25 protein-coding genes and 1 pseudogene are annotated in these 24,142 nt (G+C 51.7%); 9 read left to right on the forward strand and 17 right to left on the reverse strand.

Translation table 11 applies throughout. The annotated features are described in order from the left end of the window. Positions 1–420 precede the first annotated feature (420 nt). A complete protein-coding gene (leuE, locus tag ACS18Q_RS16830; RefSeq protein ID WP_041943353.1) occupies positions 421–1,062 on the forward strand; it encodes a leucine efflux protein LeuE in 642 nt (213 codons plus the stop codon). A 75-nt stretch (positions 1,063–1,137) separates the two neighbouring features. Here leuE and ACS18Q_RS16835 read toward each other — a convergent pair whose 3' ends face one another. The 10 genes from ACS18Q_RS16835 to proC all read right to left on the reverse strand — a co-directional run bounded on the left by ACS18Q_RS16835 (position 1,138) and on the right by proC (position 10,915). Beyond that, complete coding sequence (locus tag ACS18Q_RS16835) at positions 1,138–1,746, reverse strand: alpha/beta hydrolase (RefSeq protein WP_441258029.1); 609 nt, start codon at positions 1,744–1,746, stop codon at positions 1,138–1,140. A 62-nt stretch (positions 1,747–1,808) separates the two neighbouring features. Beyond that, positions 1,809–2,768 (reverse strand): glutathione S-transferase family protein, encoded by a 960-nt coding sequence (locus ACS18Q_RS16840; protein ID WP_158108742.1) that lies wholly within the window; start codon positions 2,766–2,768, stop codon positions 1,809–1,811. Positions 2,769–2,892: 124 nt separating this feature from the next. Further along, positions 2,893–3,795 (reverse strand): LysR family transcriptional regulator, encoded by a 903-nt coding sequence (locus ACS18Q_RS16845; RefSeq protein ID WP_055465158.1) that lies wholly within the window; start codon positions 3,793–3,795, stop codon positions 2,893–2,895. 216 nt (positions 3,796–4,011) lie between these two features. Next, positions 4,012–5,466 carry a sodium/pantothenate symporter gene (panF, locus tag ACS18Q_RS16850; RefSeq protein WP_441258030.1) on the reverse strand — a complete coding sequence of 485 codons (1,455 nt, stop codon included), beginning with the start codon at positions 5,464–5,466 and terminating at the stop codon, positions 4,012–4,014. Next, positions 5,459–5,740, reverse strand: coding sequence for a YhdT family protein (locus ACS18Q_RS16855; RefSeq protein WP_004727901.1), 282 nt, complete (start codon positions 5,738–5,740; stop codon positions 5,459–5,461). Before ACS18Q_RS16855 ends, panF begins: the two co-directional genes overlap by 8 nt. A 179-nt stretch (positions 5,741–5,919) precedes the next feature. Further along, positions 5,920–6,879, reverse strand: a complete 960-nt coding sequence (locus ACS18Q_RS16860; protein WP_441258031.1) for an ornithine cyclodeaminase family protein — start codon at positions 6,877–6,879, stop codon at positions 5,920–5,922. A gap of 75 nt (positions 6,880–6,954) precedes the next feature. Further along, positions 6,955–8,283, reverse strand: a complete 1,329-nt coding sequence (locus ACS18Q_RS16865) for a TRAP transporter large permease (protein WP_172562896.1) — start codon at positions 8,281–8,283, stop codon at positions 6,955–6,957. Continuing rightward, positions 8,280–8,783: a TRAP transporter small permease subunit gene (locus tag ACS18Q_RS16870; RefSeq protein WP_004727904.1), complete on the reverse strand. Its 504-nt coding sequence runs from the start codon at positions 8,781–8,783 to the stop codon at positions 8,280–8,282. Before ACS18Q_RS16870 ends, ACS18Q_RS16865 begins: the two co-directional genes overlap by 4 nt. Positions 8,784–8,851: 68 nt before the next feature. Beyond that, complete coding sequence (gene dctP, locus ACS18Q_RS16875; protein WP_143679405.1) at positions 8,852–9,910, reverse strand: TRAP transporter substrate-binding protein DctP; 1,059 nt, start codon at positions 9,908–9,910, stop codon at positions 8,852–8,854. Between the two features lie 174 nt (positions 9,911–10,084). Further along, a complete protein-coding gene (proC, locus tag ACS18Q_RS16880) occupies positions 10,085–10,915 on the reverse strand; it encodes a pyrroline-5-carboxylate reductase (RefSeq protein ID WP_238771035.1) in 831 nt (276 codons plus the stop codon). 235 nt (positions 10,916–11,150) lie between these two features. On the opposite strand from proC, the gene ACS18Q_RS16885 reads away from it, so the two are divergent. From ACS18Q_RS16885 to ACS18Q_RS16905, 5 genes are all read left to right on the forward strand, one after another. After that, positions 11,151–11,912, forward strand: a complete 762-nt coding sequence (locus ACS18Q_RS16885) for an AraC family transcriptional regulator (RefSeq protein ID WP_232281731.1) — start codon at positions 11,151–11,153, stop codon at positions 11,910–11,912. Positions 11,913–12,025: 113 nt separating this feature from the next. After that, positions 12,026–12,853 carry a hypothetical protein gene (locus tag ACS18Q_RS16890; RefSeq protein ID WP_441258032.1) on the forward strand — a complete coding sequence of 276 codons (828 nt, stop codon included), beginning with the start codon at positions 12,026–12,028 and terminating at the stop codon, positions 12,851–12,853. A gap of 29 nt (positions 12,854–12,882) precedes the next feature. Next, positions 12,883–13,953 (forward strand): hypothetical protein, encoded by a 1,071-nt coding sequence (locus ACS18Q_RS16895; protein WP_441258033.1) that lies wholly within the window; start codon positions 12,883–12,885, stop codon positions 13,951–13,953. A 157-nt stretch (positions 13,954–14,110) separates the two neighbouring features. Beyond that, positions 14,111–15,115, forward strand: a complete 1,005-nt coding sequence (locus tag ACS18Q_RS16900) for a 5'/3'-nucleotidase SurE (protein WP_143679402.1) — start codon at positions 14,111–14,113, stop codon at positions 15,113–15,115. A 10-nt stretch (positions 15,116–15,125) separates the two neighbouring features. Then, positions 15,126–15,755 carry a hypothetical protein gene (locus ACS18Q_RS16905; RefSeq protein WP_441258034.1) on the forward strand — a complete coding sequence of 210 codons (630 nt, stop codon included), beginning with the start codon at positions 15,126–15,128 and terminating at the stop codon, positions 15,753–15,755. 130 nt (positions 15,756–15,885) lie between these two features. On the opposite strand, the gene alr is transcribed toward ACS18Q_RS16905, so the two are convergent. After that, positions 15,886–17,049 (reverse strand): alanine racemase, encoded by a 1,164-nt coding sequence (gene alr / locus ACS18Q_RS16910; protein ID WP_441258035.1) that lies wholly within the window; start codon positions 17,047–17,049, stop codon positions 15,886–15,888. 707 nt (positions 17,050–17,756) lie between these two features. Between alr and ACS18Q_RS16915 the strand changes: the two genes are divergently transcribed. The 3 genes from ACS18Q_RS16915 to ACS18Q_RS16925 all read left to right on the forward strand — a co-directional run bounded on the left by ACS18Q_RS16915 (position 17,757) and on the right by ACS18Q_RS16925 (position 20,626). Beyond that, entirely contained in the window at positions 17,757–18,695 is a 939-nt protein-coding gene (locus ACS18Q_RS16915) for a helix-turn-helix domain-containing protein (protein WP_143679400.1), read from the forward strand. 167 nt (positions 18,696–18,862) lie between these two features. After that, complete coding sequence (locus ACS18Q_RS16920; RefSeq protein WP_172562902.1) at positions 18,863–19,747, forward strand: arginase family protein; 885 nt, start codon at positions 18,863–18,865, stop codon at positions 19,745–19,747. A 297-nt stretch (positions 19,748–20,044) separates the two neighbouring features. Further along, the gene (locus tag ACS18Q_RS16925) at positions 20,045–20,626 is read left to right on the forward strand and encodes an MCP four helix bundle domain-containing protein (protein ID WP_238771021.1); all 582 of its coding nucleotides are present in this window, start codon (positions 20,045–20,047) and stop codon (positions 20,624–20,626) included. Between the two features lie 68 nt (positions 20,627–20,694). Here ACS18Q_RS16925 and ACS18Q_RS16930 read toward each other — a convergent pair whose 3' ends face one another. The 6 genes and pseudogenes from ACS18Q_RS16930 to ACS18Q_RS16955 all read right to left on the reverse strand — a co-directional run bounded on the left by ACS18Q_RS16930 (position 20,695) and on the right by ACS18Q_RS16955 (position 24,140). Further along, complete coding sequence (locus ACS18Q_RS16930) at positions 20,695–21,849, reverse strand: phage integrase Arm DNA-binding domain-containing protein (protein ID WP_441258036.1); 1,155 nt, start codon at positions 21,847–21,849, stop codon at positions 20,695–20,697. Then, positions 21,839–22,063, reverse strand: coding sequence for an excisionase (locus ACS18Q_RS16935; protein ID WP_441258037.1), 225 nt, complete (start codon positions 22,061–22,063; stop codon positions 21,839–21,841). The genes ACS18Q_RS16930 and ACS18Q_RS16935 overlap by 11 nt, the downstream gene beginning before the upstream one ends. A gap of 47 nt (positions 22,064–22,110) precedes the next feature. Further along, complete coding sequence (locus ACS18Q_RS16940) at positions 22,111–22,497, reverse strand: Lar family restriction alleviation protein (RefSeq protein ID WP_441258038.1); 387 nt, start codon at positions 22,495–22,497, stop codon at positions 22,111–22,113. A gap of 45 nt (positions 22,498–22,542) precedes the next feature. Next, positions 22,543–22,719: a DNA translocase FtsK gene (locus ACS18Q_RS16945; protein ID WP_238779872.1), complete on the reverse strand. Its 177-nt coding sequence runs from the start codon at positions 22,717–22,719 to the stop codon at positions 22,543–22,545. A 60-nt stretch (positions 22,720–22,779) separates the two neighbouring features. Then, positions 22,780–23,673 (reverse strand): annotated as a pseudogene (gene rdgC, locus ACS18Q_RS16950) (recombination-associated protein RdgC); the annotation flags it as partial. 182 nt (positions 23,674–23,855) lie between these two features. Then, complete coding sequence (locus ACS18Q_RS16955) at positions 23,856–24,140, reverse strand: hypothetical protein (protein WP_441258039.1); 285 nt, start codon at positions 24,138–24,140, stop codon at positions 23,856–23,858. Between the last annotated feature and the right edge of the window lie 2 nt (positions 24,141–24,142).

Raw genomic sequence — 24,142 nt, forward strand, 5'->3', positions numbered from 1 at the left:
AAATGAGATTTCGGTCACACTTTACTCCTCGAAATGATTCAGATCAATAAAATTGCGTAAGTTTCCAACAAAAAGAAGAAAAATCGGCCAATCATTGGCAATAAAGTGTAATTAACTTACGTGAAATCTCCGTCAGTCTGTTGTCCTGTTCCTGAAAACCGGCGTGCCATAAACGGGGGCAAGATGCCGATCAGTGAGCGGAGCGTATGTGTGAGAGGGCATCAGCTAGTCGATAACGGGTGAGCTAGAATGGGGGATTGGGCAAGGTTTTATGACCGATTAAGGCATCACTGGTAGTGTATTTGTCTACGCTATTGGTTAATTGTTTCGTGGTTATTTCTTGTACTCGACTTCATTGAGTATTTGCGTTATACACGATCTTTCAGTTGTAGAATTTGCTGCGGTAATGCGAGGGATAGCATGTTAGAGAGTTTTGGCGTCATTAATATTTGGACCTATATGGTGGGATTAACGATGATTATTCTTGCGCCGGGGCCGAACTCTTTATATGTCCTGAAATCAAGCTCTTCGTTTGGCGTCAAAGCGGGTTATAAAGCGGCATCGGGCGTATTAATTGGCGATGCAGTGCTCATTTTATTGTCATACCTTGGCGTGGCGTCTTTAATTCAAACTTCCCCCGTGTTGTTTACCGTGATTCGTTATTTGGGTGCGGCGTATTTGTTGTATCTCGGCTTGAAGATCCTGCACTCTTTGCTACGTAAAGACGGTGAGGATGAATCGGGCGTGGAGCGTCCGAAGAAAAGCGAACACGTGTTTGCGAAATCCTTATCGTTAAGCCTGACCAATCCGAAAGCGATTCTGTTCTACGTGTCGTTTTTCATCCAGTTTATCGATTACACCTATGATCACACGTGGATTTCATACCTCATTCTGGCCGTGATTCTGGAGATTTTCAGTATTGCCTACTTGAGTGCGCTGATCTTCTTGGGCACATCGCTGACGCAGATGTTTAAGAATAATAAGCGACTGGCACAACTGGGGAACGGTTTATTGGGGATGTTCTTTATGGGCTTTGCGGCGCGACTTGCTAGCCTGAGTTAACGATAGCGAGCGTGTCACGATAAACGACGGGCCTGATGATTTCAGGCCCGTTCTGTTTTTAAGTGCTGGCGATGATCAGGCAAAGCCAAACTGTTGGCGAATAAATGCTGCCGCTTTATCGGCGCCTGCTTGAGAAATCGTGTGTGGAATACCGGGTTCCAAGAACGTGCTGACTTCAACGCCGGCGGCTTCCAGTGTGGCGGCGGCTTTCTCCGTTTCTGAATACGGGATCACCGGATCGCCTTGCCCGTGGATCAGCAGCACCGGCACGTCGCGGTCGATGTCGTAGGGTTGCGGCGAGGACAAACGACCGGAGAAGCCGACAATGGCGCGAACCGGCAGGCGACTGCTGGCCAATACATCCATCGACATGATGGTGCCTTGAGAGAATCCGACCAGAATGATCTCGTCGGTTTGCCAAGAGCCACCGTGTTGCAGCAGCAAATCATTTAACGTTTTATCTAGGGCGACACGGGCATCTTGCACGCGGCTTGGGCGGTTAATTTCGTTGATGCCATCCAAGCTGAACCATTGATAGCCGCCACCGTGATCAAACGGAAAAGGTGCATTCGGCGACAGAAACATCACGCCCGGCATCGATGGCGCCCAGTAATCCCCCAAGCGTTCAAGATCGCTACCGGAGCTGCCAACACCATGCAGCAGAATTACAATTTTCTTTGTCATGTTCATTCCTTACTGACTCACCTTACTGACTCACCTTACTGACTTACGTTGCCACGTGGACCTTACAAACCATACGCTGACATGTCCGGGCCCACCGGCACAATGCCATTTGGGTTGAGCGCTTTAATGGAATAGTAGCCTTGTTTGATGTGGTCGAGGCTGACAGTGCTGCGCACGCCCGGCAAATCCAGCAGGCGTTTGACATACGCGTTTAAGAACGGGTAGTCACGCAACTGGCGTAAGTTACATTTGAAAATGCCATGATACGCAGGGTCAAAACGAATTAACGTGACGAACAGACGAATATCCGCTTCCGTAACGTGTTGACCAGAAAGGTAATCGCGCCCGTCGCTCAGACGATGTTCCAATTGATCGAGCATGCCAAAAACATCGTGGAACGCTTCTTCATAGCTCTCTTGGGTGGTCGCAAAGCCTGCGCGGTACACGCCGTTATTGAGCTTTGGATAGATCTCCGCATTCAGGGCGTCAATCTCTTCACGCAACGCAGACGGATAAAGGTCAACATTTGGGTTAGCCAGTTCTCCGAAGCCGCTGTTGAACATGCGTACGATGTCGGCGGATTCGTTGTTGACGATGGTGCGCGTTTTCTTGTCCCACAGCACAGGCACGGTTGCACGGCCGGTAAAGTGTGGATCGGCATGGGTATAGAGTTGGTGCATCCACTCAAAACCGTTCAGTTCGTCGCGGTCGGCACCCGGGTAATCGCCAAAATGCCAGCCTTCGTCGAGCAGTTGCGGTTCAACCACAGAAACGCTCACGACGTCTTCCAGCCCTTTAAGTTTGCGAGCGATTAAAGTGCGTGATGCCCAAGGACAAATCAAGGCCACGTAAAGGTGATAGCGACCGGGTTCGGCGATAAACTGGGCGCTTTCGCCTGCAGCTAACGATTCCGGGGCAACCACCCAATCACGAAAACTGGATGTTTGGCGCACAAAACCGCCTTTTTTATCTGTCGCTTGTACTGGATGCCACTCTTTTGTCCATTGACCATTCACCAACATGTTTCACCTCAAATCTGTTTTCTTTGCGATGTAGAGACTGTAGCTTACTTCCAAATGAATGATTAGATGGCGATAGTGAAGTTATTTCCTTCCAATATGGAAGAAATGGTGCATACGTCGCTGGTTATTCCCAATCTGCGCCGTTGGCAAAACGGTTAACCAGAAAATCGATGAAGGCTCGGGATGACTGAGCGAGATGTTTGGCAGGCGGGTAGAGCGCATACAGGCCGAGCGGCGGCACTTCGTATTGCTGCAAGATGGCGACCAGTTGTTGCTCTTTGAGCGCTTGGGCCGCAACAAATGTTGGCAGACGCGTGATGCCGAGGTCGGCACAGGCCGCTTTCAAACACACTTCGGCATTGGAAAATTTGAGCCGACCATTCACGGCAAAATCGTGCACATGACCTTGCTCGTTGAGATAGGGCCAATGGTAGGGATCGCGAAAGTTGGTGTCGATAATACAGTGATGCTGCGCTAAATCGCGAATGTGCGTGGGTGTGCCGTGTTGGCTCAGGTAATGAGGGGATGCGAGCGTGATGACGCGCACGTCGCACAGCTTACGTGCAATCAGGCTGCTGTCGTCCAACTTGCCGATGCGCAGCGCCAAATCAAAGCCTTCGTCTACCACGTTCACGCTGCGATCGGAGAATTTGACATCAAGCGTGATGTCGGGAAATTGTTTAGAAAAATCAATCAGGCTCGGTGCCAGTTGGCTTTGGCCAAAGGTCACTGGCGCAGATATACGCAGCCGACCCGAAGGCAAGCGCGAGGCATTGCGAATGGCGTCGTCGAGCGCATCGAGATCGTCCAACACGCGTTTGATGCGCTCGTAATACGCTTGACCGACTTCTGTGGCGGCCAGTGAGCGGGTGGAGCGTTTGACCAGTTGCACGCCCAAGTCTTGCTCTAAGCGTGAAATTAACTTGGATGCCTGACCGCTGCTGATCGCCAAACGTTCAGCCGCTTTGGCAAAACTACCGAGTTCCATGACCGCAACAAACATGCGATCGCATTGCAGCCTATCCATTGTTTATCCTGATTGTTTTCGTCACGAACAGCGTTCATCGCTGCCTGTTTTTATCACTGACTGTTTTCATCATTGATCGGTTTCATCACTGACGGTTTTCATCGCCAGACAGCAAGCTTATGGAGCGCGCGCCGTAAAGGCAATCCGTTTGCAACGATTTGTCTGGGCGCTTCAATAAAAAAGAGCGGCTGGTGGCCGCTCTTCTCAAGGGGGAGTTTAGGATGGCATGGCATCCGGTTGTGGTCTTGGTTTCAGCACACTGCCCGCAATAAATGCCAACAAACCCACCACCAGCGTGGGTACGATGGGGTGCACGCCGCCCAGATTCGGTTTCATCAGCATCAGGCCGATGTAAACCGCAAGCCCGGCCACCATGGAACACAACGCGCCGGCGGCCGACGCTTTTTCCCAATACAAACCGAGCACTAGTGGCCACAGGAATACCGCTTGCAAGCCACCCAATGCAATCAGGTTTAACCACACAATCATGTCCGGCGGGTTGGTTGCTGCAAAAAACACGAGCAACGCAAAAATACCGGTGATCCAGAGCGACATGCGGCTGAGTTTGCGCTCGGCGTGATCTTCTTTCACCACCTGTGGATTGATGTAGTTGATGTAAAGATCTTTGAGTAAGGTTGCAGACGCCTGAATCAACTGCGAGTCAATGGTCGACATGATCGCCGCCATTGGGCCTGCAAGGAAGATGCCTGCGACCATGGGGGGTAAGACAGTCATCATCAACGTCGGCATGATCTGATCTGGGCTGCCCACATCCGGCACAAGCGCGCGCCCCAATGCGCCCGCCATATGAGTGCCGAACATCAGCAGCGCCATCATGATGGTGCTGATCACCATGCCTTTGTGTAGCGACGGACTGTCTTTGTACGACATGCAGCGCACCGCCGCATGTGGCAGACCAATCACACCAAAACAGACCAATACCCAGAAGCTGAGAATAAACGGCTGGCTGAGGAATTGATCGGGGCCATACGGCGTCACCAACGCAGGATCGATCGCATGCAAGCTGGTGATGAGTTCGCCGATGCTCCCCCCGGCGTGCACCACACCAACCAACAAAATGATGGTGCCGATGAGCATCATGATGCCCTGAATGGTGTCAGTGAGCACCACGGCGCGAAATCCGCCAATGGTGGTGTATAAACCGACGGTGCAGGCAAACAACAACAAGCCTTGTTCGTAGGGTAAGCCTGTCACGGTTTGCAGCAAGCGCGCGCCGCCAACAAACTGCACGACCATGGTGCCGAAGAAAGCTAATAGTAACGACAGTGAGGCCAAAATGACCACTGAGCGACTTTTAAAGCGTGCATACAAAATGTCATTGAGGGTCAGCGCGTTGTGTCTGCGTGCTTCTATTGCAAACTTTTTGCCCAGTACGCCCAGTGTCAGCCAGGTTGCCGGTAACTGGATCATCGCCAGTAACACCCATCCCAAGCCCATTTTGTATGCCGCTCCGGGGCCGCCAATAAAGCTGCTGGCACTGGCATAGGTTGCGGCAAGCGTCATCGCCAGCACAAATCCGCCCATGCTGCGGCCGCCCACAAAGTATTCGCTGAGAAAACTGCCATTGGCATAGTGGCGGCGCGTAAAAAATGCGACCGCAAAGACGCCAATCAGGTAAATAACTAAAGGGATAAGAAGTTGACTATTCATTGGATTCGTCAGGATTTACATCTAAGGGAATATCGCGATAAAACACTTTCACCATCACTGCGCACAGCACCGTGAAGACGATTGGGCCAATCACACATGAAAGCAGGAACCAAAGCGGCATGCCGAAATAGAGTTCTGGCATGCTGGTGTCTTGCGGCGGCGCCGAAAACCCGTAGGCGGATACATACCACCAGATGAAATAGCCCACTGCCAGCGCAATGGCTAAAAAAGCCTCACGATGCGCCTGACGATACCTGTTTTTTCTGTTGTCCATAAGTTGTCTCTTGGTCTAGGTACCATACGGAGGTGGGTATGGTATACAAATGTGCCGTCGGGCACAAAAGTTTACTAAACCAAGGTGTTCAGGTTCGGTGAGTGCGAACCGAACCTAAACCAAAAGTGCCACAACAAACACGTACGTCAGCGCATGTGAGGAAAGGGACGGAAGGAAAATCAGTCTTGCGGTAAGTCTTCCCACAATACGATGGCGGCGGCGAGATCTTCCAGTGACGCGCCGACGGATTTAAAGAGGGTTATCTCGTCATCGGAACGGCGACCAAAGACCTCTTGGCGAGTGAGCTGTTCCAAATCACCGTGAATGTCTTCCATCGAGAAATGGCCTTCAGCCATCGCCTGATGCAGATCGCCAGCTTCGCCTTTGGCACCCGCCCAGGTATCGACAAACACCTGACTGCGCGATACGGCGTCGCCATCACATTCGCGCATGTCTTTACGAAAGGCGCCAACTAAATCTAGGTGGCAGCCCGGTTTTAACCATTCACCCTTTACGATCGGTTCTTTGGAGAGCGTCGCGCAACTGATGATGTCAGCCTGTGCGCAGGCGCTGGCCAGATCGCTGACGGCCTCAATCTGCGTGATGGTGGTCGCGGCGCCTTGATAACCCTGATACTCATCAACCATTGCTTTCACTTTGTCAGGATTACGCCCCCAGACCAGCACGCGTTGAATCGGGCGCACAGCCGCGTGCGCTTCGATGAGCATTGGCGCAACTTGGCCGGTGCCGACGATCAATAAAGTTTCTGCATCCGCTTTCGCCAGATAACGCGCCGCCAATGCCGATGCGGCGGCGGTGCGGCGGCGTGTCAGCTCATTGCCAGCAATGCACGCCAGCGTTTGACCATGTTGGCCTTCCGATAACAGATACAAACCGGTAATGGCCGGTAAGCCCACCGATGAGTTTTGGGGAAACACGTTGAGCATTTTCATGCCGATGTACCCCTGCTGCTCCCACGCGGGCATCAGCAACATGGTGGCTTCGCCGTCGGGACGTTCAATGGTGTGATGGTGGCGCGCTGGGGCATTGACCCCCATGCGAAACGTATCATCCAGTTTGTCGATGAGTGTTGTCCACGGCAAATGGCGAGCGACAACGTCGGCTGAGAGAAACTTCATAAAACCTCACAGAGTTAGAACGACTGGCAGCCAGAGCCGCCAGTCAGGGAGAACGCGATTTCTACGCGAGACATCTTATTCCCACGCAGGGCCGCCCATCACATCCGGTAGCCACAGCGCGGTCGCGGGGAAGGCGAGAACTGCGGTGAGCACCAGAAGCTGAATCACGATAAACGGCACCACGCCTGCGTACATGTGACGCAGAGAGATGTCCGGTGGCGTGATGGCGCGCAGATAGAAAATCGAGGGCGCCAGCGGCGGTGTCAGGTAACTGGTTTGCAGAACCACGAGGAACGCCACACAGAACCACACTTCGTCAAACCCAAGCAAGCGTACCACAGGCATGGCGACAGGAATCACGATGAGCACCACTGACATCATGTCGAGTACAAATCCGGCGAGGAACGCGATGATGAGGATCAGTGCCAAAATCGCCCAAGCTTCGAGGCCAGTGCCAAGCAGAACCGATTGTACGGTTGCCATACCCCCTGCGGCGAAGAACACGCCTGCGAACATATTCCCGCCAAGTACAATCAGCAAGATCATCGCTGAGATGTTGACGGTGCTCATCAGCGAGTTCCACATGACTTTAACCGTCAGGTTACGGTAGCTGGCGGCCAGCAGAATCGATCCGAGTGCGCCGCACGCAGCAGCTTCAGTTGGCGTGGCAAGGCCCATCAAAATGGTGCCCAGTACAGCGAAAATGAGAATCGCAGCGGGCAGCAGCGCAGTGAACGTCGCCACCAGTCGGTCTTTGAGGCTGTAGCCTTCGCCATCTTCCACCTGACGCGGCGCCACGGTGGGTTTCAGCCATGACAACATCACCACGTAAAGGATAAACAGCGTGGCCATCATCAAGCCGGGAAGCAGCAGGCCACTAAATAGCTGACCGACGGATACGCCCGCGACAGGGCCAAGTACAATTACGGTAATGGAGGGGGGGATCGCGGTACCCAGTGAGCCACTGGCACAGATCACGCCGGACAACAAACGTTTGTCGTAAGCGTGTTTCATCATGATGGGGATAGCCAGCATGCCAATCACGGCTTCGGTTGCACCTACCACGCCGCTTGCCGCCGCGAAAATGGTGCCCAGCAGAATTGCACCAACCCCAAGGCCGCCGGGCATGCCGTGCGTCCACATGTGGATGGCTTTAAATAGCCGTTCGGCAATGCCGGATTTTTCCAGCATCGCACCCATAAAAATGAACAGGGGAACGGCGGCGAGAATTGAGTTGGTGGCGGTTTCTTCAATTTTGCTCAATAGCTGATATGCCGTTACGTCGCCGAACTGCATCAGGCCGAAAATGGTGGCCACCAAAATCATGGAAAACGCGACCTGAAAACCCGCAAAGATAAACAGAATTAGCAGCGGGAACATCAACAGGGATAAATAATCACTCATACATTTACCTCGTGGCCCAGCGCAATGCGTGCGGACTTCAGCAGTTCCGCCAACACTTGCAGGCTGAGAACAGCCAGACCAATAAACCAAACGCCATACACAGGCCACATCACCGGGTTCCACGCAGAACGGCCGGAACGTTCGCCACTGTCAAAGGCTTCGTAGAAGTAGTGGTACAGCTCCAAGCTGATCCAGCTCACGATGGGTAAAAACATCAAATAGCACAGGCTGCGAATGGTTGCAGTGGCGCGAGGTTTGAGCTTCAGTGTCACCACATCGACACTGACGTGCTGGCCAAGGCGCAATGCATTGGCAAGGCCGAGCATAAAGATTGCGCCCATGACCATGTAACTGATTTCAAACGCCCACAGGGTCGGAGAATCAAAGATATAGCGGCTGAAGACTTCAGTGACGAGCGCACCGATCAGCGGCAATACCAACAGAGCGGCAATCAGCCCGGCAAAGCGGGTAATGGCCTCGATACTGGTAATCAACTTCATAGTGTTAACCTAATTACGATCGAAAAAGAGACCAGACAGCCGCCTTGCGGCGGCTGTGGCAGAGGAGATTAACTTTCGGTCACACCGATTTGCATACGGTATTCAGGCCACAGTTTGATCTGCTCTTTGAACTCACGTTGAGAGGTCAGCACGCGCTTGAACCATGCATTATCGGCTGCATGATCATTTTCCCATTTCTTGGTCTCTTCCAGAATTTGGCTAATGAATTTTGGATCAAGACGAACGATTTCGTTGCTGCCGTTCACCAGTTCTTTGTACGCATCAAGGTCGGCGTAAGACGCAGATAACCATGAATCGAACATAGACAGTTTTGCTGCCTGACGAATCAAGTCTTGTTCTTCAGCGGGCAGTTTATCCCACGCTTTTTGGTTGACCTGACACTCCAGGACGCCACCTGATTGGTGAATCCCTGGCAGGATCACGTATTTCGCCACTTCTTGGAAACCCGTTGGACGGTTCATCTCTGGGCTGCCCCATTCGGCTGCGTCAATCACGCCGCGTTCTAGTGCCGAGTAGATATCGCTGCCCGCCATCACCACGGTCGATGCGCCTAGGCGAGAGGCGATCTCTGCCCATGCACCAGAGGTACGAATGCGCAGACCTTTGAAGTCTTCCAGGGTGCGAACGGGTTTGTTGGAGTGAAGGAAAATTTCGGTGCCAAGAATGGAACAAGGGAAAGCGACCACACCAAATTTCTCTTTACGGTACTGTTCGTATAGCTCGATACCGCCGCCTTTGTACATCCACAACATGAACTCTTCTGGCGTCAGGCCGCTCGAGTGACCCGCCAGCAGCGCTGTCGTTGGATCTTTACCGTAGTCGTAGTTGATGTAGTTGTGGCTGACGGTTGCGACGCCAGATTTCACGGTGTCTGTCACTTTCAGCGCGCTACCCAGAGTACCGCCAGGGAAGACTTTCACCGTGATGTCGCCGTGGGTCAGCTCGCTCACGTTATCGGCGAAGAACTTGGCATCACGTTCTAGCCAAGGGCCACCTGACCACGGTGTTGCCATACGCCATTCATCGGCGTACGCAGCTGACGTCGCCAGTGAAACGCACGCAGCCAGCGCCGCGGTCTTCATGATTTTACGAAGATTTCCTTTCATCTTTACTTAGTCCTTTTACGGGTTGTTGTTTTACCTCGGTTACCGAAGGTTGCGGCATTGGGGCCGCATCTCCCCACTCGTATACAACGCCACTGCAAGTGGGGGAAAGCATGCTGCCTGCCGACGGTGTCGGGTACGTCGGTTATTGGAATACTATTCTGTGAACTATTTCTTTTATTTTTCGCCAAAGAGCGATTGCATCTCTCGGGCGCGATCGGCACAGTCCTGCATGGCTTGTGCAACGATGTCACGAAGCCCTGCAGCTTCGAAAGAGGCGATAGCACGCTCCGTTGAGCCTTGTGGCGACATCACATTACGCATCAATTGTTCCGGTTCATCCTCACCGGTTAATGCCATGGATGCAGCGCCAAGGCCGGTTTGCAGTGCCAGTTTACGCGCGGTGGAACGAGGCAGGCCTTGCTTCACGGCGGCATCTTCCATCGCTTTGAAAAAGAGGAAAAAATATGCAGGTGCGCTGCCCGCGACGGCGGTGGCCGCGTCCATTAAATCTTCATCGGAAAGCCATTCGACAATGCCGGTGCTCGACAGCAGTTGCTCAATTTGCGCGCACTGCGCATCGCTCACCAACGCATTGGCTTTTAATGCGGTCGCGCCGCAACCAATCATGGCAGGGGTGTTTGGCATGGCGCGAACCACCGGTACTTGCTCACCTAACCATGATTGCAGGGAGTCAAGTGGAATCCCTGCCGCGATAGACAGCACCAACGGCGGCACGTCTCGAGCGTCAAGGGTTGGGCGAAGTTCGTCGCACACCATGCGCAGAATTTGTGGTTTTACGGCCAACACCACGATATCGGCTTGCTGGATGGCTGCACAGTTATCGCTGGTGACTTGAATGCCGAAACGGGTGTTGACGGCGTCAAGCATGGCCGTGTCGGGGGATGTCGCGGTGATGTGGTCGGCTGGGTATCCTTGACTGACCAAGCCGCCGACAATTGCGCTGGCCATATTTCCCGCACCAATAAAGGTGATTGTTGCTGTCATTGTTCTTTTTCTTCCTGATTAAAAGCGGTCTCAGCGCATTGTTTCCCTACGCTTGTTCCATTTAAGCAGCTCGGAATGTTGGATTCTTGTTTAAAACTCCTGAGTTTTTGCGCAAATTGCAGCACTTGTTTAACATTTGAAACGCTTCTGAAATATTACTTGTCTTTTAAGTGAGATTTTTGTTATAAGAGAATTATTCTTATTTAACCTGGTCGGACATGTCTCCACGCTCATCATGGCTATTCGCATACGGACGCAAGCACTACAGAACAGTTGCCTTCATCATGACCACGATTACCATCAAATTGTGATTGCGTATCGTGGTGGCGCAGCGTTTGAAGTTCAGGGGCGGGGTGGCCAGGTTGACCCGTTCCACGGTTGCTTGGTTCCCGGAGGCGATGAGCACTTTTACGAAGGGATCGGCGACAACAGCCACATTATTCTCGACATTCCAACCGAACACGTTGGCGTGAAACTCGAACGCCTGTTCGATTCCGCGCAATATTTTGATATCGATTCCGGCCTGCGCTATTTATTAGCGTACATGTACCGTGAGAAAGATGTCTGGGATTCCTATCCCGAAGCCGCGGAAGGGATCACCACCACCTTTCTTTCTAGTTTGCATCAACGCATGTTCAATCAGCAGGACGTCAATTACCTCCATCGTGGTCGTCTCGATTTAGTGGCGATTGATGAATACATTCAACAGCACATTGATGAAGCGTTGCCCACGTCGCGCTTGGCGTCGGTCAGTAACGTCAGCGCCGGGCACTTCCATGAACTGTTTCGTGAAGCGGCAGGCATGACTCCGGGGCAATACCTATTTACCGCGCGCATGAAGCGTGCCCGTCAGATGCTGCAGGACACGCGCCTTCCGTTGATCGAAATTGCCGAAAAAGTGGGCTTTTCCAGCCAAAGTGCATTAACCCACGCGTTTCGCCGTTTTTTTGGTGAAACCCCGGGGCAGGTGCGACGCAAAATGTCGGCGAAGAAATAATCGCAGAACATGCCTCTATTTGCGGTGAACGTCTACAAATTATCGAGGATTGTCATATTAATTTCATAAGCTTGGCGTAATTTCTTCACAAAAAGAAGGAACGTATCGCCGTTATGAATGACGTCATGACGCGGCTCTGGCACCATCCCGCTGCGCCGCGCTGTTACACCCTCGTGAGCTTGCTTTTGTGTGTCGGGCTGATGGCTTGGTTGCAAGCACCAACATTCACCATGCCCCAAACTCTGGCTTTTAATCAGCTATCCTGTTCCGCGGTGCACACCGAACAACGCGCCGACCCAGCGCTGCCCAATTTAACCATATTGATCCCGGCGCACTTCATGGCAAGACCGCTGCTGTCAACGCTGTGCAGTGATCCTATGCTCAATCACCGCTTTCGTGATGTGACCGTGCAGTGGTTGCCACGTGGTGAACTAACGCCACGCATGATCTATCAGCAGGATTTTGATGTGATGTGGGGGCGCGATTATCATCTGGCTGGATTGAGCCCAGACTATCAGCGTTACTACGAGATCCTGCTACGCATGCCTCAATATGATGCGCTGTGGTTTGCCCGCGAGCCCATCACACCGCAATTTCTTGCGACGCATCGTATCGGTCTGCTCAGTGATACCTTCAGTCGCTCTGGCTATCAGTTGCCGGTCCAAGTGCTGGCGCAACTGTCTATTGATATTCATGCTGCCCGTGTCACCCGTTATCCGTCGCGTCAGGCGATGCTTTCTGCGCTCACGAAGGGTGAGGTTGATGTCATTCCGGATACCAATTATAGCCCGCTGTATCAGGGCGATACGTTTTATCAAACGACGATCGCACAGGGCATTTCCGCTGGTGGCTGGTATGTCTCTCGCTCACTGCGCGATGAACCTGTGCTCCACCAATTGAAGTCTCATCTTCACCACGTATTGGCTGCTTTTTCCTCATGATGACGATTCCTTTTTTCCACCGAATGCAGATGGCTCAACTGCTCGGTTTGATTGTGTGTTATTTGCTTTTGTCTCTATTGTTCAGTGCAGTGCTGACTCAGGCTCGCCTGCAACGGGTCATCGATGGGCCGATCCAGTCGGCCCGTAACCAGATTTGGCAAGACAGCGCCGAATTGGGCGAGCAGGCTGAAACCCAAGCGCTGTTTGCGCTGCGAAGCCAAGAGGTACTGAGCCATCTGCAATGGCACAACCCGTTGCAAGTGCTGGCAACGTGCGGGTTCGAGTCTTCAAACTCGGCAACAAACGGGCTGCGATTCCCGATTACGCTTCAGCTGCCATCGCAGGGTGGGGCGCTGCGCCTTGCCATGCAGTGCGATGTGCAGTGGCTGCCATGGGGCTGTCTTGCGCTGTTGGCGGCGGGGCTGACTTCTCTATTGATGCGTTGGCGGCCGCAACCTCTCAGGCCGAGCGATCAGCGTTTGCTGCATCAGTTGTCTCAGCAAGGTGTCGATACCAAGCTCTGGAAGCAAGCGTTGCAGCACTTTCGCGGCTCGGCGCCGAGCGCTGAACCTGATGGCAATTATTTGCTGGCGGTGCTCGCAAGCCGTCAGTCTTCCTACAATATTGAAGACGCGGTTGAACAGCTCAATCAAGCCTCGCAGCCGTTGGCGCTCAAGTTCATCACTCATGACGGTCAACTCCAAGTGCGCCTGAATGCGTTGATGATCCCTTTGTCGGTTACGCCGGCAATTTACTGGTTGTGGTACGCGCAGCGCCGCAAGTGCGAGAGCGATGATGGTTGGGTAAGCAATCCGCCTGCTAACCGTCCGGATGTGCGCAGTGCGCAAAGTTTGATTGCGTTGATGGAGCAATTTGGTGGTCATGGCCGCGCGATCAGCGAGCTTAAACAACATGGTTTGCGAGCCAAAACCCTCGATCAGAACCGTAATAAAATCAAAGAAGCGCTGCTGGGTGTGGTTGGGGAGACGCTTACGGAAGCTTGCGGTTTTGAAAATGGCCGCAAAGATCAAAACGCACAGTCCTGCTACCGTTTAAAGATATCTCCAAATCGGATTAATATTGCTGTCGAAGATTTTTAACTATTTGAAATTTATTGGAAATATTTTAAAGATATCTCTGTCTTGAACCACTAAAAAGTTGTAACCGAAGCGTCATGTTTTTTCGCAAAAGTAACGTCCAGACCGCTCGAACACGGCGTTTGAGCGGAAGACAACACAGTGAAAAAATGGATCAATCATGAAGCAATTCTCAAAAGTCTGCCTGGCGATGGCAGCGTGTGGCGCCCTGACGCTTTCTAACCCATCTTTTGCGCTCAATATTCTGCTGACGAATGACGACAGTTGGGAGACCACCAACATTCAGGTGATGAAAAGTACGCTCGAAGCGGCGGGTCACGATGTGATTATGTCGGCGCCTTGTACCGGACAAAGTGGCAAAGGCGGCGCGATGACGTTCCTCAAACCCGTGTCGGTTGATGAGACCCAGTCGGCGGATCAGGAATATTGTGTCGGTGACACCGATACCTCGGTGGCGTTTTCCAGTTTCGCAGAAGGAACGCCAGTGATGGCGGCGATCTACGGGATTGATGTCGCCGCGCAGGCCGTGTGGGGACAGGATCCAGATCTGGTGATTTCGGGGCCGAATGAAGGGAACAACCTTGGTTATATGAACAACAACTCCGGCACGCTCGGTGCGGCGATGATTTCACTCAGCCGTGGCATTCCGGCTATTGCGGTTAGTGCCAATTCCAATACCGCGTCAGACGCAGAGCAATCACAACTGGTGGCGAACGTGGTGGTTAAGATTGTCGCGCAATTGGTGGCCAATCAACCTTCGGGCCAACCGCTATTGCCTGCTTACACTGGGTTGAACGTCAATACCCCGGAAGAGATGAACAGCACCATGGGCTACAAGTTTACCGATGTGGGCTGGAACGGCGGCGGTGCGCTGCTTAAATTCAGTGATGATTTGTCTACCGATTCTACTGCCCTGTATTACACCATGCAGAGCCTGATTGCGGGCGGCATGACTTCAGAAGAAGCGCAAGCGGCGGCAACGAGCGCCTTATCTGGTAAGCAAGGGCTGACTTTCACCACCGGTGACGCTGGTGACACCAGTGAAGATTCTGAAGGTATCGCGGTTAACGAAGGTTACATCACCATCAGTACCATTGATGGCAACGTGCAGGCGGCGCGCGGCAAAGTCGCGTTGGTTAGCCAGCGCTTGATTGGCTTGGAATAGGGAAGTGGTGATGAAACAGCAACAATGGATGATGGCACTGTGCTGTGTGTTTGCCTTGTGGGGGTGTAAACCCACCGACGACACCATACAAGTGGGAACGTATGAAAGTGTGGTGTGGCGTGATGACACGGTGCCGCTCTCAGCGCAGATTGTGGTGCAGAATTCTACGACGTTACTGACGCTGTGGGATGAACGTGAGCATCAAGCTTCGTATGTGGGTAGCAGCAGTGAAGGTCTGCTGGTATTTTCTGCGGTGGGGTTAAGCTGCGAAATGAGCGCCGCTGCGCTGGTGTGTACCAACAGCAATGGTGAAACGACGTTGTCTCTGGTCTTTGCTGAGAGCGTTGATATTGCCAGCTTTACCGGTACTTATCAGGCGCGTTACAACGACGCACTGCTGCAAATGAACATCGATGACAGCGGCGCACTTACCGTCAGTGGCGCAAGTTGTGAAAGCTTCGGCAGTCTGACCGCGACGACTGAGGTCAATGGCCTGGTGGAGATGCAACTGACGGATGATCAATGCGCTGCAGCAGGGCATGTGAATCTGGTGACGCTGGAAACCGAGAACGAATCGCTGGTCAGCTTGAACATTCAAACCAGTAGCGAGACGTTTCCTCAAGTGTGGGTTCAGATGTAACCTCTTCCCCAAAATGAACGAAAGCTCCCAAATGAACGAAAGCCGCTGGGCAGCGGCTTTCATGGGGTGAGCATGCTTCGTTGGCGATGATGCTTATGGGACGATGAGTGAATTGGGACAGATCGCCTCGCTACAACGAACCTTTCTGATTCAACATACGGGCGGGCGGTGTTTCGCGTTTTGACAACGCTTGCGTCATGTCGATCACCACGCCGTGCGCTTGGTGATAATGGCGGTGGACGCGCGGTGTCAGCTTGATGGTTAGCTCGTAAGGAATGGTGCCAACGTGGTTCGCGATGGTTTCAATGGGCAGGTTTTTCCCCCACATCTCCACCACATCTCCTACTTGATCGGTTGCATCTGGACCTAGGTCGACGGTGATCATATCCATAGAGACACGCCCGACAATAGGCACCAGCCGGCCATTGACAAAGACCGGCGTACCACTTGGTGCGCTGCGTGGGTAACCGTCGCCATACCCCATCGCAATCACACCGATGTGGGTATCTTGTTGCGCGTGCCAAGTTTCGCCATAGCCCACTGGGCGACTGGCCTGATGTTTGCGCACGGCAATCAACCGGGTATTGAGTGTCATGACAGGCACCAGCGCGTGATCGCGGCCCGTGTGTTCGGCACTGGGTGAGATCCCAAACAGGGCAATGCCCGCACGGGCAACGTCGAATTGCGATTCTGGCCAAAACAAAATGCCAGCAGAGTTTGCGATAGTTTTCGGACCATCGTATTGCGCAGTCGCTTGATTGAAACAGGCCAATTGGCGCTGCGTGGTCGGATGGTTGATATCATCAGCGCAGCTAAAGTGGCTGATGAACCCTAACTTTTCGCTCAGCTTGCGCGTACGTTCGATGCGCGATACATATTCGGGCACTTGAAAGGGCTGCACGCCCAAACGGTGCATGCCCGTATCGACTTTCAGCCATACATGAATTGGGTGTACCAGCGTGCTGGTTTCGAGATCGTGTAGCTGTTCTTCACAATGAATGGTGGTGTCGAGTTTGAGCTCGGCGGCGCGTTTCAAATCGTCTGCGCAAAAGCAGCCTTCCAACAACAAAATAGGTTGAGTGATGCCCGCTAGGCGCAGTTCTTCTGCTTCTTCTAAACGTGACACGGCAAAGCGATCAGCATCTGGCAGCGCGCTGGCCAGTTGCACGGCACCATGGCCATACGCGTCACCTTTGATGACCGCCACCACTTGTTGCGAACCGCTTAATGCTTTCAAGCGACGATAGTTGTGTTGGAGCGCGTTGAGATCAATGTGGGCTTGGGCGGTTATCATATGGCTTCCTGCGATTGATGTTGTCTTTAGAACATAACTCCTAGTTGCTGGCTATTATGTAGCAAATTCATTGCTTGTGTTAGTTATTTGTAGATTATGTAACTGTGATGTTGGTGTAATTCTGATTGATTATTCTGTTAAATTTATGTTGATCAATATGCTGTTCTTTGGATGGAATCGGTGCTTATATAAAATTCTAGTGATGGATGAAAAAAAGGAGTTTCATAAATTCCGTGCGGTGAGGCGTTGGCGAATGACGCTTCAACATCTTGGTCTAAGGCATTTGCGCTACTTTGCCGTCTTTTTGCGCAAGGCGTGCATCATTCGAACGTTGTTGGTGATTATTTGTTCTGAGCGAGCGGGCAATGGATCGATTGAATGAAATGAGCGTCGCTGTCGGGCATCGTTTTGTGGTGGGGGATTGGGCTTGAAGATAGTGAAATACGCTGTAAATTGAACATTTCATGAATTTATATAAACCCATGACGAGCACAGATTTGACGTGATTTTCTGCGTGAATTGATGAATGCAGACAAATATGTTGTCAATATGTCGCCTCGCAGCATGAGCGCCAACCTGCTTTGCGCCGCGTAGGTCGATGGAACGATGAGACACACTGGCATATCGCACGAGTAGGACCATCGTTTGGTTCGCGTGCGGCTTAAGGTATTATCGACAGCACACAGGATAAGGGGAAGGAATCGCACGTGGGCAGAAGTTTTTCGACACAAGATGTGAGAGCACAAGAAGGGTTTGCCTACTGGCAACACAACGTGGAACGAACCTTTGCCTCGCCCACCCACAACCGAATGTTGTCTGAGGAGGCGTTCCATGGCGAGCTAGATGTTAAAAGCTTAGGGCGCAGCGCTTTGATCTCGCGCATTCGTTCGACACCGATTGAATATGGCGAGATGGACGACGTCGAATACAGCGACGATTATTTCATCTGTTTATCACTGTGTCCGTTGGCACGCTTGACGCAAGCTGGCGTGACATCAGAGCAGCACGCGGGTGATATCGTGATGTACGACAATCATCAGCCATTTCGTTACACGTTCCCTCAAGGTGACAACCAGATTGTCATTTCCGTGCCGCACGCCCTGGTGCGTGAGCACATCAAGGATTGTGAGGCATGGTTGAATGTCACCTTAAAGCGGGACGCGCCGTTGGTCTCGTTTGTGGCCGCCATGCTTGAACAGGCTTGGTTGACCGAAGAGCAAGAAGAGGTGTTTGGTGATCAAATGTTGCGCGCCATTTTGATGATGCTGGGCACGGCGTTTCAGGCCGCGTCGGGTGACGCCAGCGCATTGGTGCAACGCGACAAGCGAAATAATTTGGCACTTGCGCAGCATTATATTGAGCAGCAGTTGGGCGATCCCGCGTTGAGTGTCGTATCGATTTCAAGCCATTTGCACATGTCGGCGCGCACGCTCAGTCGCTTGTTTGCCAAGCAGAATACGTCGGTGATGCGCTGGGTTTGGCTGCAACGATTAAAAGCGTGTCGTCGTATGTTGCTTACCCATCAAGAGATGGCCATCAGCGATATTGCCTATCAGCAGGGATTTTCAAATCTGCCTCATTTCAACAAACTGTTTAAGGAAAAATACGGCATGACGCCCTCACAAATGCGTGATTCAGCCGCCTAAATTGTCCGTATCAGCACATCGGTTGTCCGGCTCAGAATAACGCACGCCCCCGCAGCGCTTGCATAATTCCTTGTATCGCACCGCACGCAGCTTTTGCCAAATCGTGACGTTCATCTCCGCAAAAACAAACAGCGCGTGTGGCTTTCATATTTATGCAAGGAGTCAAAATGAGCCAATCCAATACGTTGAGACTAATTTTTCCACAGTGGCAAGGGGGCAACAACGAACCCTATTTCTTGGGCGCGCAGTTGTTAAATTGGTTAGCGCCACAACATGACGGGCCGGTTGAAACTGTCGACGTGGCGTTGCCGCAAGGCCAAACGCTGGCAGTGGTGGATGGGGTGCTGGCACGGCCGCAACTGATCCAACAACTCGAAGATGCTCAAGCAAAAATCCAGCGCCATCAACCCGAGCGCATTGTTGTGCTGGGCGGTGATTGCTTGGTCGACTTGGCCCCATTTGCCTACCTGAACGAGAAATATCAGGGCGATTTAGCCATTTTGTGGGTCGATGCGCATCCCGACATCATGACGCCGGCGCAGTTCAGTCATGCGCATGCGATGGTACTGGGCAACCTGCTTGGCCTCGGCGACGCTCAATTTTGTAGTTACGTGGCAAAACCGGTGAACGCTCGCAATGTTTGCTATTTGGGGGTCAATGAGCCGACCAGTTGGGAAGCGCAACAAATGAACGCGTTGGGCTTAGCGAATGTTTCTCCGCAGCAACTGCAAGCAGAGGGGAGCCAGCCGTTGGTTGATTGGTTCCGTTCAACGGGCGCGAAGCATCTTGCCATTCACTTGGATTTGGATGTGCTTGATCCGAATTTGTTCCGTGCGTTGCTGTTCTCCAACGTGGCTGATGATCCGGCGTTATTCGATGGCGTGGCGAAAGGCAAACTGAGCATGACACAAGTGATTGACGCATTGACAGACATGGCGGGGGTGGCTGATGTGGTGGGGTTAGGTATCGCAGAACATCTACCATGGGATGCTTTGGCGCTGAAAACCATGATGGCGCGCTTGCCTCTATTGGGGAATAATGGCTCGCGCTAATGTGGTGTTTAGCATCCATTTGATAGGGTGATAAGACCTGTTCCGTGAGGTGTGACAGTAACACTGCGATCTCGCGCTTCAATCCCTTTTGGCGTGCTTCAAGCCTTGGAATACAAGGGCTAAAGGCTATTGATAATCCACACAATTTGTGAGGTGAAACGAAGTTTCATTATGAAACGTATGTATCTTTCATGAAGTGTGGTTTGCGCAAAAGATTCCCCAAAAAATTCCTTTATAAACTCGGTTTTAGAAGGCGTGCACCGCGCCTTCGCTTAACTGACTTTTGTAAGGGAATATATGATCAGAAACATTCGCATCGGATTAAGAAGTGCCTTGGCGTTTGGTGTGCTAGGTGCTTGTACGCTGATATTGGGGTTATTCTCGGTTTCTCAGCTTTCTCGTCTCAACGACTCAACAGATCAACTGACATTACAACGCATGCCTGCCGTTGCGACGGTAGCCGATTTGCGTCGTGGTATTTTACGAACCCAAGTTGCGGTGAGTGAGCTTTCTGATGCTAAAACTCAGGCGCAGCAAAGTGCAATTCAAACGCGCATGAAAGCGATCATTAAAGATTACGACGCCGCTGAGCTAAAAATGTCGCAGTTGGCGAGTAATGAAGATTCCAGAAACATCTTGAAGGAAGTGACCTTATTGCATGGTCAGTTGACCGATGCGCTGCCACAACTGTTCACGCTGACCGAACAGGGCCTGCTGGACGCCTCTGTCCGTTATCGTGAAGATGTGGTTGTGCCACTGATCGACAAAATTGAAGCGGTACTAGATCGTTACGCACAGTTTCAAATCAAGATGGTCAACATCGACAACGATGCCGCGACCGATACATACCTTGTGGCTCACAATGTAGCTTTGTTTTAACTGATTGATTTAAAAACGGTTATTTTCTTCCCCAAAATCTCCCCAAAATACTTCCCCAAAACTGCGCGTTAATTCGCCGCTTTTGGTGCCACGATGTACGTGTAACTATCCGAGCGATCGTCATTGTACTTGTCGGTCATCGCTTGGTGTTTGTGGCCGAGTATCACCTTAGTGTCGTAGCCAGCATCTCGATAAGTTCGCTCGGCAAATGAACGTAGCTCATGAAACGAAAAAGACGATTCAGCCACTGACTTGCTGCACCCCCGCTTTGCTTCCATGAATGACTTACTCAGCGTTGATAGCGATATCTGATCGCCACGTTTCGCACGCCCGACGTTCTCCGATGAGTGCACCATGTGCTTCGACACTATCCGACTTGATCGGCATTCCTTGATGATTTCCCCAAGCGACTGCCCAAGAAACGGATTAGTCAACGTAAGAGGGAAGGCCAGCTTCGTTTTACCTACTGACTTTTTGAGCGATACGAACAGGTGATCGCCTTTCACGTCACTGAATTTCAGATCGGCAATGTCAGCCCGGCGCAATCCCGTTGTTATGGCCAGCTTAACCGCCATGCGCAGATAGTGCCGAGACTTGAACAGGTCGGTATCCATCAGCTCAATCAAGTCAGATTCGCTCACTCGTTGGCGCTGTGGAGTGAGTTTGATGTTTCGCGTGTGAATGGCAGGGTTAAAGCCCGGTTCAACTTCTCCTGCGTACTGGGCCTCTTTGTACAGGTCAACCCATAGGCTTTTGATATTCGATGCCATCGCCGATTTACCTTCTGATTTGTAAGCGTCGATAACATCAACAATGTCCTTGGTCGATATGTCCTTTATGCCGCGGTTACCGAACCGATCGGCAAACATCTGCGCCAGGTAGTTTTTGTTTTTCAACGTCGATTCTGTCAGTTCGCCAGACTTTGCGCGTTCCTGCTGAATTTTCTGGTACCGGGAAACCCATGACTTAGCCGACAGGCCGACAACCTTAACCGCTTTCGGGTTCTGCTGAATTGTAAAGTTGAGCTGTTCAAGCTTCTGTTCTGCGATCAAGATATTCGCCTGTCTCGCCGCTTCAAATGCCTTATCTCTGTCGCACCCGAGGCCAATCATTTTCCCGGTCAACGGGTGCTTGTATGTGAAATAGGTCTTGCCGTTCCGCTTGTCTGTTTTTTGGTATAGGTTTGCGACATGCTGCTTGTACTTTCTTGGCCTAGCCGCCATTTAAGATCCTCCCCAGCAATGGATTTGATATGTCATGATTGGCCGGTTGCAGTTCCAGAAATTGAGCCTCTGGATCAACTCGCCACCGACCGCCGAACTTAACGGGCTTAGGGTATATCTGGCCGTTTCGTGCGTACAGTGAAAGCGTTGCAGGAGTAGGCACGTATCCAAATTTACTTTGGGCCCATTCTTTGAGTGAAACGTAGGTTGCCATTTCGCCTCCGATAAAAAGGACGCCGAAGAGCCCTATGTTTGATTGGTTTAATTTGAGCTTTTTTGTTTGTCGATCTCCGACAGAAGAGCAAGATATTCATTTCGAAATCTGTGCAAACACTCAGCTTCACCGATGTGTTCATTATCAACATGGGAAGGAAGCCAGATGTCGGTTACTCGCTCAAGGCCTTCAAACAATTTTACCAACTCATCACGTTGCTTAGTGATGGTGGTTGGTTGAACGCCGCCTGCTCTGGCATTCCACTTCTCGAAAGCCTCAATCTTAATCCTGTTAATCTGACTCGTTGTCATCGCTGATAATGTGGATCGCATTACGTCTGCGCCGCAATTAGAGCAGTAAACATGGTACGCTTTTGCTGTTCTACAATGGACTGCCTCACCACCACAAAACGGACACGGTTTTAAATCACTCATCGGCCATTACCTCAAAACAAAGGGCGCATACAGCGCCCGTGGTCGTTACATTTGCAGAACTTCTCGAACACCATTGTGGCCGGGCTTTGAAACCACGCCCATCGATTCCATAGCATCCATGAATCTCGCCGCTTGGTTGTATCCGATCTTGAATTTGCGTTGCAGCGCTGACACCGAGGCTCGGCGGGTTTCTTTGACGAATTCGATAGCCTGTTCGAGCATAGCGGCATCTTTCTTGTGCAAACGCTGTTCGGATTGCTCAATCTCATCATCTACAGAACCAATTCCGCCAAGCACATCAACAAGCGAATTGATAAACGCCAGTACTTCACCGGATGCAAGCGCAAAATCAGCATCCAGACGCGCGGCGCGGTCTTCTCGTGGGATATCTTCGTTTTGGTCAAGAAGCTCATCACAGAACGATACGCGCGCGATTTGCATGGAGTCTTTCAGGACGAAATTGATTCGATCCTGCCAGTTTAATTCAAGCGCGGTGATCACCTTGTTTTCTTCGATGTGCTGGTGGACTGCATCAGAGGTTAACTCTTCGTTTTTGAGTTTAACCGTGCCGCCATCATCAAGGATGGATTTCAGTTCTGCGATATTGCCGACGGTGTATCCGGCCGGAACTTCGCCAGACTTCACCCATTCAGTGAGAGTGGTTTCAACCGCCACTTGCGGAATGAGCGGAACCACTGGCAGGCTACCCATCGTTTTGCGCAGCAGAGCAAGAACATCTTCGGCTTTCTTGTGGCTGGATGCATCAACAACGATAAAGCCACTTTCAGGATAGATAATCACGCTTGTGAACGATTCGCGGACAAATGCGGTTGGCAACTTATCCATAACCACTTCATCGCGAATGTCGTCATTTTCGCGCTTCTTAAGCGGCCGACCTTCTTCCGCTTCCATCACTGCAACGCGCTCATTGACCAGTTTTTTGATGCAGGGTGTCGGAAGTATCTTTTCCTCTTTGCCTGCGCGGATTAGAATTCGGTCACCGCATACATGCGTGAACATTTCACAAGCCGGAAGCGCCGATACCCAGCCGAACTTCTGCTTGTCCTGACTACCGCATGGCGTTAGATTGAATTCGGCCAGTTGTTGCTCAAGCGTGGCAGGGTCGAATTTGATGTCGCGGTTAACGCGATAGATGATGATGTTTTTCGGGAACATGGGTCGTTACCTTCTAAGTTCGCTCAAATCCAGTGCAACGAACAACGATCATTCCATCGCTGTCTTTGCCGATTTGAGGCATGGTTTTAAATTCGGACGGGAAAGGGCAGGTGTGTTTGAATTGAGAGTTCAGGCTTTTGCATGCTGCGCACATGCTGCCCTTTGGTCGGTATGCTTGCTTACTATTCATTTTCCCACCTGTGAGGTGGATTGATGTTTTCAAGGCCGTCTATCTGCATTGAGAGCTGACTGGCATCTTCACGAGAGAACCCGATCTTATTCAGATATTCTGCATTGATGCATTCATCATGATCCCACAGGATTTTGCCAAGCAAGTGCGAAAGGCGCCGAGTGACGTTGTTTTCGTGATAGATTGATGCGGCAACAATTTTCACTTCCTTTCCATTTGCGATCAGCTTTGGGTTAAATGGAAGGTCATTGCCATTTCTTTCTACGATGTAGGTCATGT

This window comes from Vibrio sp. Vf1514, assembly GCF_052076135.1.
Classification (GTDB): domain Bacteria; phylum Pseudomonadota; class Gammaproteobacteria; order Enterobacterales; family Vibrionaceae; genus Vibrio; species Vibrio furnissii.